This is a genomic window from Candidatus Propionivibrio aalborgensis, from assembly GCF_900089945.1.
In the GTDB taxonomy this organism is placed as follows: Bacteria; Pseudomonadota; Gammaproteobacteria; order Burkholderiales; family Rhodocyclaceae; genus Propionivibrio; species Propionivibrio aalborgensis.
This window is the reverse complement of sequence record NZ_FLQY01000375.1, coordinates 1-10,277: the sequence shown is the minus strand read 5'-3', so window position 1 is coordinate 10,277 and position 10,277 is coordinate 1. Positions and strand designations below refer to the sequence as shown.

General features: G+C 55.6%; 5 protein-coding genes and 1 pseudogene. All 6 read left to right on the top strand.

All coding sequences use genetic code 11. The features are described 5' to 3' along the window. Positions 1–1,521 (top strand): DNA-directed RNA polymerase subunit beta (locus PROAA_RS16405; RefSeq protein WP_483771119.1); only part of this gene is annotated, 1,521 nt, incomplete at its 5' end. A 98-nt stretch (positions 1,522–1,619) separates the two neighbouring features. Next, complete coding sequence (gene rpoC / locus PROAA_RS16400) at positions 1,620–5,828, top strand: DNA-directed RNA polymerase subunit beta' (RefSeq protein ID WP_186412380.1); 4,209 nt, start codon at positions 1,620–1,622, stop codon at positions 5,826–5,828. A 169-nt stretch (positions 5,829–5,997) separates the two neighbouring features. Then, a complete protein-coding gene (gene rpsL / locus PROAA_RS16395) occupies positions 5,998–6,375 on the top strand; it encodes a 30S ribosomal protein S12 (protein ID WP_186412379.1) in 378 nt (125 codons plus the stop codon). Between the two features lie 95 nt (positions 6,376–6,470). After that, on the top strand, positions 6,471–6,941 hold the full coding sequence (gene rpsG, locus PROAA_RS16390; RefSeq protein ID WP_186412378.1) for a 30S ribosomal protein S7: 471 nt from the start codon (positions 6,471–6,473) through the stop codon (positions 6,939–6,941). A gap of 67 nt (positions 6,942–7,008) precedes the next feature. Then, the gene (gene fusA, locus PROAA_RS16385; protein ID WP_186412377.1) at positions 7,009–9,102 is read left to right on the top strand and encodes an elongation factor G; all 2,094 of its coding nucleotides are present in this window, start codon (positions 7,009–7,011) and stop codon (positions 9,100–9,102) included. A gap of 24 nt (positions 9,103–9,126) precedes the next feature. Continuing rightward, positions 9,127–10,277 (top strand): annotated as a pseudogene (gene tuf / locus PROAA_RS16380) (elongation factor Tu).

The following is a 10,277-nucleotide window of genomic DNA, read 5'->3' as shown; positions in this document are numbered from 1 at the left end:
CCGGAAGAAATTACCCGTGATATTGCATCATTGGGCGAGTCGCAACTGTCTCGTCTTGACGAGTCCGGTATCGTTTACATCGGCGCTGAAGTCGAGGCCGGTGATGTACTGGTCGGCAAGGTCACTCCGAAGGGCGAAACCCAACTGACGCCCGAAGAGAAACTTCTGCGCGCGATCTTTGGCGAAAAGGCTTCCGACGTCAAGGACACTTCGCTGCGGGTGCAATCCGGCATCGCGGGCACGGTCATCGATGTTCAAGTGTTCACCCGCGAAGGAATCGAGCGCGACAAGCGCGCGCAGTCGATCATTGACGATCACCTGAGGGGTTACAAGCTCGACCTTGCCGACCAGTTGCGTATTGTCGAGCGTGATGCCTTCGCCCGCGTTGAGCGCTATATCGTTGGCAAGGCTGCCAACGGCGGCCCGAAACGTTTGGCCAAGGGAAGTGTAATCACCAAGGAATACCTCGACGGGATTGACGCCCATCACTGGTTCGATATACGAATGGCTGACGACGAAGTCGCTCAGCAGCTTGAATCCCTGCGCGAGGGCCTTGAACAGACGCGCAAGGAATTTGACATCGCCTTCGAGGAGAAGCGCAAGAAATTGACTCAGGGCGACGAATTGCCACCAGGCGTTCAGAAAATGGTCAAGGTCTACGTGGCCGTCAAGCGTCGCCTGCAGTCAGGTGACAAGATGGCTGGCCGTCATGGCAACAAGGGCGTCGTTTCCCGCATCGTGCCGGTTGAAGACATGCCGCATATGGCCGATGGCAGTCCGGTCGATATCGTTCTGAATCCGTTGGGGGTTCCCTCGCGGATGAATGTCGGCCAGGTTCTGGAAGTTCACCTGGGGCTCGCCGCCAAGGGACTCGGCTTCAGGATTGGCGAGATGCTGCGTCGCCAGGCAAACGCCAAGGAAGTGCGTGCCTTCCTTGAACAGATCTATAACAGCAATGGCAGGCCCGAGAACCTTGGCGAGTTGAATGATGCCGAAATTCTTGAAATGGCCGGCAATCTGGAAGAGGGCGTTCCTTTTGCAACCCCAGTGTTCGATGGGGCCAAGGAAGAGGAAATCAAGGAAATGCTGAAATTGGCGGGAATGCCGGAATCAGGACAAATGACCTTGTTTGACGGCCGCACGGGCGAACGCTTTGAGCGCCAGGTCACTGTCGGTTATATGCATGTTCTGAAATTGCATCACCTCGTTGATGACAAGATGCATGCTCGCTCAACAGGGCCGTACTCGTTGGTTACCCAGCAACCGTTGGGTGGTAAGGCACAGTTTGGCGGACAGCGCTTCGGCGAAATGGAAGTGTGGGCTCTCGAAGCCTACGGTGCTTCGTATGTGCTGCAGGAAATGCTGACGGTCAAGTCGGACGATGTAAATGGCCGGACCAAGGTTTATGAGAGCATCGTCAAGGGCGATCACAAGATCGACGCCGGCATGCCCGAGTCATTTAACGTGCTAGTCAAGGAAATTCGTTCGCTGGCGATTGATATTGACCTTGATCGCTATTGAGAAGTCCGCCGGCATAGTTAGGTGACTAAGAAGACGTTGGATATAGCCCTGACAGCAGCATTTTGGAATTCGGGTTATCACCCTGATCGGAGTGAAAGATGAAAGCACTGCTTGATTTGTTTAAACAGGTAACGCAGGAAGAACAATTCGATGCGATAACCATCGGCCTGGCTTCACCGGACAAGATTCGATCCTGGTCATACGGTGAAGTCAAGAAACCGGAAACAATCAACTACCGGACCTTCAAGCCGGAGCGAGATGGCTTGTTCTGCGCCAAGATTTTTGGTCCGATAAAGGATTACGAATGCCTGTGCGGCAAGTACAAGCGACTGAAACATCGTGGTGTGATCTGCGAGAAATGCGGTGTTGAGGTGACCTTGTCCAAGGTGCGTCGGGAGCGGATGGCGCACATCGAACTGGCTTCGCCGGTCGCCCATATCTGGTTCCTGAAGAGCTTGCCGAGCCGTCTCGGCATGGTGCTTGACATGACCTTGCGCGACATCGAGCGCGTGCTTTACTTTGAAGCCTTTGTGGTTTGCGATCCGGGCATGACGCCGCTTACGCGGGCTCAGTTGCTGACGGAAGATGACTGCCTGGCCAAGGTGGAGGAGTACGGCGACGACTTCTACGCGGCAATGGGTGCCGAAGGCATTCGTGAACTCCTGCGTTCAATCGATTTGAATAGCGAAGTTGATCGCCTGCGCGCTGAACTTGAAACCACGACTTCGGAAACAAAGAGCAAGAAATTCTCCAAACGTCTTAAGATTCTCGAAGGCTTCCAGAAATCCGGTATCAAGCCGGAGTGGATGGTGCTCGAGGTGCTACCGGTCCTGCCCCCGGATTTGCGTCCGTTGGTGCCGCTTGACGGCGGTCGATTCGCCACATCCGATCTGAATGATCTCTATCGTCGGGTAATCAACCGCAACAACCGCTTGAAGCGCCTGCTTGAGCTGAAAGCCCCGGAGATTATCGTACGCAACGAGAAGCGCATGCTACAGGAAGCCGTGGACTCGTTACTTGACAACGGTCGTCGCGGCAAGGCCATGACCGGCGCCAACAAGCGCCCGCTGAAATCGCTGGCCGATATGATCAAGGGAAAGGGCGGCCGTTTCCGCCAGAACCTGCTCGGCAAGCGTGTCGACTACTCCGGACGCTCTGTCATCGTGGTCGGTCCGCAACTCAAACTTCATCAGTGCGGTCTGCCGAAGCTGATGGCGCTCGAGTTGTTCAAGCCCTTTATCTTCAACAAGCTTGAACTGATGGGGTTGGCCACGACCATCAAACAAGCCAAGAAGATGGTCGAAATGCAGGAACCGGTGGTGTGGGATATTCTCGAAGACGTAATTCGTGAGCATCCAATCATGTTGAACCGTGCGCCTACGCTGCATCGTCTGGGTATTCAAGCCTTCGAACCGACGCTGATTGAAGGGAAGGCGATCCAGTTGCATCCACTCGTTTGCGCGGCGTTCAACGCTGACTTCGACGGTGACCAGATGGCCGTCCACGTTCCGCTATCACTTGAAGCGCAGATGGAATGCCGCACCCTGATGCTGGCCTCAAACAACGTATTGTCTCCGGCTAACGGCGAACCGATCATCGTTCCTTCTCAGGATATCGTTCTTGGCCTTTACTATGCGACTCGCGAGCGCATCAACGCCAAGGGTGAAGGGATGGTTTTTGCAAACCTCGCTGAAATCACGCGTGCCATGCATTCCGGGGATGTCGATGTGCACGCCAAAATCTCAGTGCGAATCAAGGAGTATGAGAAAGACGGCGACAATGGCTGGAAGGAATCACTCACGCGCTACGATACGACCGTCGGCCGCGCCTTGCTATCTGAAATTCTGCCGAAGGGTCTGCCGTTCAGCGTGCTCGACAGGCCGCTCAAGAAGAAGGAAATATCCAAGCTGATCAACGCCGCCTTCCGTCGTTGTGGCTTGAAGGAGACGGTTGTTTTTGCCGACAAGCTGATGCAGAACGGCTATCGGCTGGCGACGCGCGCGGGCATCTCGATTTGCTCGGACGATATGCTGGTGCCAGCCCAGAAAAGCGAAATCATCGCCACCGCCGAAAAGGAAGTTAAGGAAATTGAAAGCCAGTATACCAATGGACTGGTAACCAACGGAGAGCGGTACAACAAGGTTGTCGATATCTGGGGCCGTACCGGGGACCAGGTGGCCAAAGTCATGATGGATCAGCTCGGTCACGAAGAAGTGATTGATCGCCATGGCAAGAAGGTCAAGCAGGAATCGTTCAACTCCATCTACATGATGGCCGACTCCGGTGCGCGCGGCTCTGCTGCACAGATTCGCCAGTTGGCGGGCATGCGCGGCCTGATGGCGAAGCCGGACGGCTCGATTATTGAAACACCCATTACCACAAACTTTCGTGAGGGCCTGAACGTTCTCCAGTACTTTATTTCGACGCACGGCGCACGTAAGGGTTTGGCGGATACGGCACTGAAAACCGCGAACTCAGGTTATCTGACCCGTCGTCTGGTTGACGTGACCCAGGATCTGGTCGTCATTGAGAACGATTGCGGCACCGAAAATGGCGTCACCATGAGGGCCTTGATCGAGGGTGGTGAGGTTATCGAGGCCTTGCGCGAGCGCATTCTTGGCCGTGTCGTCATTGTTGATGTGGTTGATCCCGAAACGGACGAAACGGTTATCGAGGCCGGGACGCTTATCGACGAAGATCTGTGTGATCTGGTCGACCGGCTCGGTATTGATGAAGTGAAGGTGCGTACGCCGCTAACCTGCGATACGCGCTACGGTTTGTGTGCCAAGTGCTATGGCCGCGACCTTGGCCGTGGAACCCCCGTCAACGTCGGTGAGGCGGTCGGTGTGATCGCCGCGCAGTCGATTGGTGAGCCGGGTACACAGCTCACCATGCGGACCTTCCACGTCGGTGGCGCAGCATCCCGAGCCGCCGTTGCCAGCCAAGTAGAGACCAAGAGCGCTGGTATGGTTCGCTTCACTGCCTCGATGCGCTACGTCACCAGCGCCAAGGGTGAGAAGATCGTTATTACCCGTTCCGGCGAAGTTCTGATCACCGACGAGAATGGCCGCGAACGCGAAAAGCATAAAGTACCTTATGGATCCACGTTGCAGGTGGCCGATGGGCAGCAGGCCAAGGCCGGGACTAAGCTGGCGACCTGGGATCCTCATACGCGTCCGATCATCGCCGAATATTCAGGCTTGGTGAAGTTCGAGAACGTTGAGGAGGGCGTGACCGTTGCCAAACAGATCGACGAAGTGACCGGTTTATCTACACTTGTCGTAATTGATCCGAAGCGCGGTGGCAAGGCGCAGACCAAGGGCCTGCGACCACAGATCAAACTGTTCGATGCCGCTGGTGATGAAGTCAAGATGCATGGTAGCGATCATGCGGTAAACATTACTTTCCAGGTTGGAGCCATCATTACCGTACTTGATGGACAGCAGATTTCTGTCGGTGACGTGCTGGCTCGTCTGCCACAGGAATCCGCCAAGACGCGTGACATTACCGGCGGTCTGCCGCGGGTGGCCGAGCTTTTTGAAGCTCGTACGCCAAAGGATGCTGGAATGCTGGCTGAATATACTGGCACGATGTCATTTGGCAAGGACACCAAGGGCAAGCAGCGTCTGGTCATTACTGACCTTGACGGCGTCTCGCACGAGTATCTGATTCCTAAAGACAAGCATGTCCTGGTGCACGATGGGCAGGTTGTGAACAAGGGTGAGTCGATTGTCGATGGTGCGCCCGATCCGCACGATATTCTTCGTTTGCAGGGTGTCGAGGCTCTTGCCATCTACATCACTGACGAAGTGCAGGATGTCTATCGTCTGCAGGGCGTTAAGATCAATGACAAGCATATCGAGGTCATTGTTCGCCAGATGTTGCGCCGAGTTAATGTGCTTGACACCGGGGACACCAAGTTTATCAAAGGCGAACAGGTCGAGCGCGCACACCTGCTTGATGAGAACGACCGCATGCTTGTCGAGGGCAAACTTACGGCCAGCTATGAACCTGTCCTTCTAGGCATTACCAAGGCTTCCTTGTCCACCGATTCGTTTATCTCGGCGGCGTCGTTCCAGGAAACCACACGTGTTTTGACCGAAGCTGCAATCATGGGCAAGCGCGATGAATTGCGTGGCCTCAAGGAAAACGTAATCGTCGGTCGTCTCATTCCGGCTGGTACGGGCCTGGCGTATCACCGGATGCGCAAGCAGAATGCGGCGGGAGTTGATCTTGCTGCTGCGCAAGGCATTGTCGACGATGCAGAAACGGTTGGAGAGAGTACGCAGGATGTTCCCGTTGGTTGACTTGGGGCTGGATAGAACCTAGAATCTCGGGTCTTTGTCGGCAAGGGCTAACCATTGCTCCTGCCAGTTATAAAAAAATCACTGAGGCGGCCCTGGGTCCGCCTTGGTTTTTTTGCAGATGTCATGCGCGTGAAAGTGCAGTCATTGCAGGAAATTTAGGGATAGCAATATGCCAACCATTAACCAGCTTGTGAGCAATCCCCGCGTGGCCGTGCTAACCAAGAGCAAAGTGCCTGCGCTGGAAAACTGCCCGCAGAAGCGCGGTGTTTGTACGCGTGTTTACACGACCACGCCAAAAAAGCCGAACTCTGCGCTACGCAAGGTCTGCAAAGTTCGTCTGACAAATGGCTTCGAAGTCATTTCGTACATCGGTGGTGAAGGGCACAATCTTCAAGAGCACTCCGTCGTCTTGATTCGCGGGGGTCGCGTCAAGGATCTGCCGGGCGTACGCTACCACACGGTACGCGGATCGCTGGATACTCAAGGTGTCAAGGATCGTAAGCAAAGTCGTTCGAAGTACGGTTCGAAGCGCCCGAAATCGGCTTGATCGCCGTTTAAGTAAGTGGCCGTTCGGATGGGCGGCCGCGAGGGGTGGCGCTTGTTGCATCGCCCTTCAACTGAATTGATATTTGAGAGGTTGTTATGCCACGTCGTCGTGAAGTACCGAAACGGGATATTCTGCCCGATCCAAAGTTTGGCAATGTTGAAGTTTCCAAATTCGTTAACACGCTCATGATGAGCGGCAAGAAATCGGTTGCCGAGCGCATTGTGTATGGTGCATTCGATCTGATTGTTGCCAAGGGTGGCAAGGATCCGATCGAAGTATTCGGTCTGGCCATGAACAATATCAAGCCGCTGGTAGAGGTCAAGAGCCGCCGTGTTGGTGGTGCCAACTACCAGGTCCCGGTTGAAGTTCGCCCCAGCCGTCGGATGGCGCTGGCTATGCGTTGGTTGCGCGAAGCTGCGCGCAAGCGCTCGGAGAAATCAATGGGCCAGCGACTGGCTGCCGAAATGCTCGAGGCGGCAGAGAACCGTGGTGCTGCCGTCAAGAAGCGCGATGAAGTGCACCGCATGGCGGATGCGAACAAGGCGTTCGCACACTTCCGGTTCTAGTCGCACAATTTCTCCCGTCGCAGCAGGCCTGCCGACGATCGTTCTTTATTAGTGAAGGTTTATTACTGTGGCACGCAAAACTCCTATCGACCGCTACCGCAATATCGGCATTAGCGCTCACATTGATGCAGGCAAGACGACAGTCACCGAGCGCATCCTGTATTACACCGGTGTGAACCACAAGATTGGCGAAGTGCATGACGGTGCTGCAACCATGGACTGGATGGAGCAGGAGCAGGAGCGTGGTATTACCATCACCTCGGCAGCGACGACCTGTTTCTGGAAAGGGATGGATTTTGTTCGTCCCGAGCATCGTATCAACATCATCGATACGCCGGGACACGTTGACTTCACGATCGAGGTGGAGCGCTCGATGCGGGTGCTGGATGGCGCCTGCATGGTTTATTGTGCCGTGGGTGGTGTGCAGCCGCAGTCGGAAACCGTTTGGCGTCAGGCCAACAAGTACAAGGTGCCTCGCCTTGCATTCGTGAATAAGATGGATCGTCAGGGTGCTGACTTCTTCAAGGTTGTCGAGCAGATGGGCACGCGCCTCAAAGCCAGTCCCGTTCCGATTGTCATACCGATCGGCAAGGAAGATTACTTCCAGGGTGTTGTCGACCTGATCAAGATGAAGGCAATTTACTGGGATGAAGCATCGCAGGGCATGAAGTTTGACTACCGCGAGATTCCCTCCGAGTTGCAGGCTCAGGCCGATGAGTGGCGAAGCAAGATGGTCGAGGTGGCTGCCGAGTCGTCCGAAGAACTGATGGATCAGTATCTCGAATCGGGCGATCTGACCGAGGCGCAGGTCATCAAGGGTTTGCGTGACCGCACGATTGCTTGCGAGATTCAGCCCATGCTTTGCGGTACGGCATTCAAAAACAAGGGCGTGCAGCGCATGCTTGACGCCGTGATCGATCTTCTGCCCTCGCCCGCCGATATTCCACCAGTTTCCGGTGAGAAGGAAGACGGGCAGCCGGATTCGCGCGTTGCGTCTGATGATGCAAAATTCTCGGCGCTAGCATTCAAGTTGATGACTGATCCCTATGTTGGGCAACTGACGTTCGTTCGCGTTTATTCGGGCGTATTGAAATCCGGAGACACGATTTACAACCCGATCAAGGGCCGCAAAGAGCGCATTGGTCGGGTGCTGCAGATGCACGCGAACAACCGTGAAGAAATCAAAGAAGTCCTTGCTGGCGACATTGCGGCATGCGTCGGTTTGAAAGACGTAACAACCGGTGAAACGCTGTGTGATCCGGCTGCCATCATTACTCTCGAACGGATGGTATTCCCGGAGCCGGTTATCCACATTGCAGTTGAGCCGAAAACCAAGGCTGACCAGGAAAAGATGGGTATCGCACTTGGCCGATTGGCTCAGGAAGACCCGTCGTTCCGGGTGCGAACAGATGAAGAAACCGGTCAGACCATTATTTCGGGCATGGGTGAACTTCACCTTGAAATCATCGTTGACCGCATGAGGCGGGAGTTCAACGTGGAAGCCAATATTGGCGCGCCGCAAGTGGCCTATCGCGAATGCATCAAAAAGGCCGTTGAGCAGGAAGGCAAGTTTGTCAAGCAGTCAGGCGGTCGTGGTCAGTTTGGGCACGTCTGGCTCAAGATCGAACCCAATGAGGCAGGCAAGGGTTACGAATTTGTAGATGCCATCAAGGGAGGTACAGTGCCGCGGGAGTACATTCCGGCTGTGGACAAAGGTTTGCAGGACGCGATCAAGAGTGGTGTGCTGGCTGGCTTCCCGGTGGTAGATGTTAAATTCACCCTGTTTGATGGGTCATACCACGACGTTGACTCGAACGAAAATGCTTTCCGCATGGCTGCTTCGATGGCTTTCAAGGAGGGCATGAAGAAAGCTTCGCCGTCACTGCTTGAGCCGATGATGGCGGTTGAAGTTGAAACTCCTGAGGAATACATGGGCAACATCATGGGTGATCTCTCAAGTCGCCGTGGAGTGGTGCAGGGAATGGAAGATATTCCAGGGGCGATCAAGGCAATCAAGGCCGAAGTTCCGCTTGCCGAGATGTTCGGCTACTCGACTACCGTGCGGTCATTGTCACAGGGGCGGGCGACCTACTCGATGGAATTCAAACACTATGCCGAGGCGCCAAAAAATGTCGCCGAGGCCGTGATCAACAAGAAGTGATTTTTGGTTGTGAGGATACTTTAAATGGCTAAGGCAAAATTTGAACGGACGAAGCCGCACGTAAACGTCGGCACGATTGGTCACGTCGACCATGGCAAGACCACGTTGACGGCGGCGATCACGACGATACTGGCGAAGAAATATGGTGGTGAGGCCAAGGCCTACGCGCAGATTGACGCGGCGCCGGAAGAAAAGGCACGCGGCATCACCATCAACACGGCGCACGTGGAATATGAGACGGCGGGCCGTCACTACGCCCACGTTGACTGCCCGGGCCACGCCGACTACATCAAGAACATGATTACCGGAGCCGCCCAGATGGACGGCGCCATACTCGTCTGCTCCGCTGCCGACGGCCCGATGCCGCAGACCCGCGAGCACATCCTGCTGGCGCGCCAGGTTGGCGTACCCTACATTATCGTCTACCTCAACAAATGCGACATGGTGGATGACGAAGAACTGCTCGAACTCGTCGAAATGGAAGTTCGCGAACTGCTCTCCAAGTACGAATTCCCCGGCGACGACATCCCGATCATCAAAGGCTCTGCCCTCAAGGCCCTCGAAGGCGACGCCGGAGATCTGGGCGAAGCCTCGATCATGCGCCTGGCCGATGCGCTGGACGCCTACATCCCGACGCCAGAGCGCGTCGTCGACAAGCCCTTCCTGCTACCGATCGAAGACGTCTTCTCCATCTCCGGTCGCGGCACCGTCGTCACCGGACGTGTCGAGCGCGGCGTCGTCAAGGTCGGCGAAGAAATCGAAATCATCGGCATCAAGCCCACCGTCAAGACCATCTGCACCGGCGTAGAAATGTTCCGCAAGCTGCTCGACCAGGGACAGGCGGGCGACAACGTCGGCGTTCTGCTGCGCGGCACCAAGCGCGAAGACGTCGAACGCGGCCAGGTTCTGGCCAAATGTACGTCCTGTCCAAGGACGAAGGCGGTCGTCACACCCCGTTCTTCAACAACTACCGTCCGCAGTTCTACTTCCGCACGACCGACGTCACGGGTGCCATCACCCTGCCGGAAGGCGTTGAAATGGTCATGCCGGGCGACAACATCCAGATGACGGTCAAGCTGATTGCCCCGATCGCCATGGAAGAAGGCCTGCGCTTCGCCATCCGTGAAGGCGGTCGTACCGTCGGCGCCGGCGTCGTCGCTAAAATTATCGAGTAA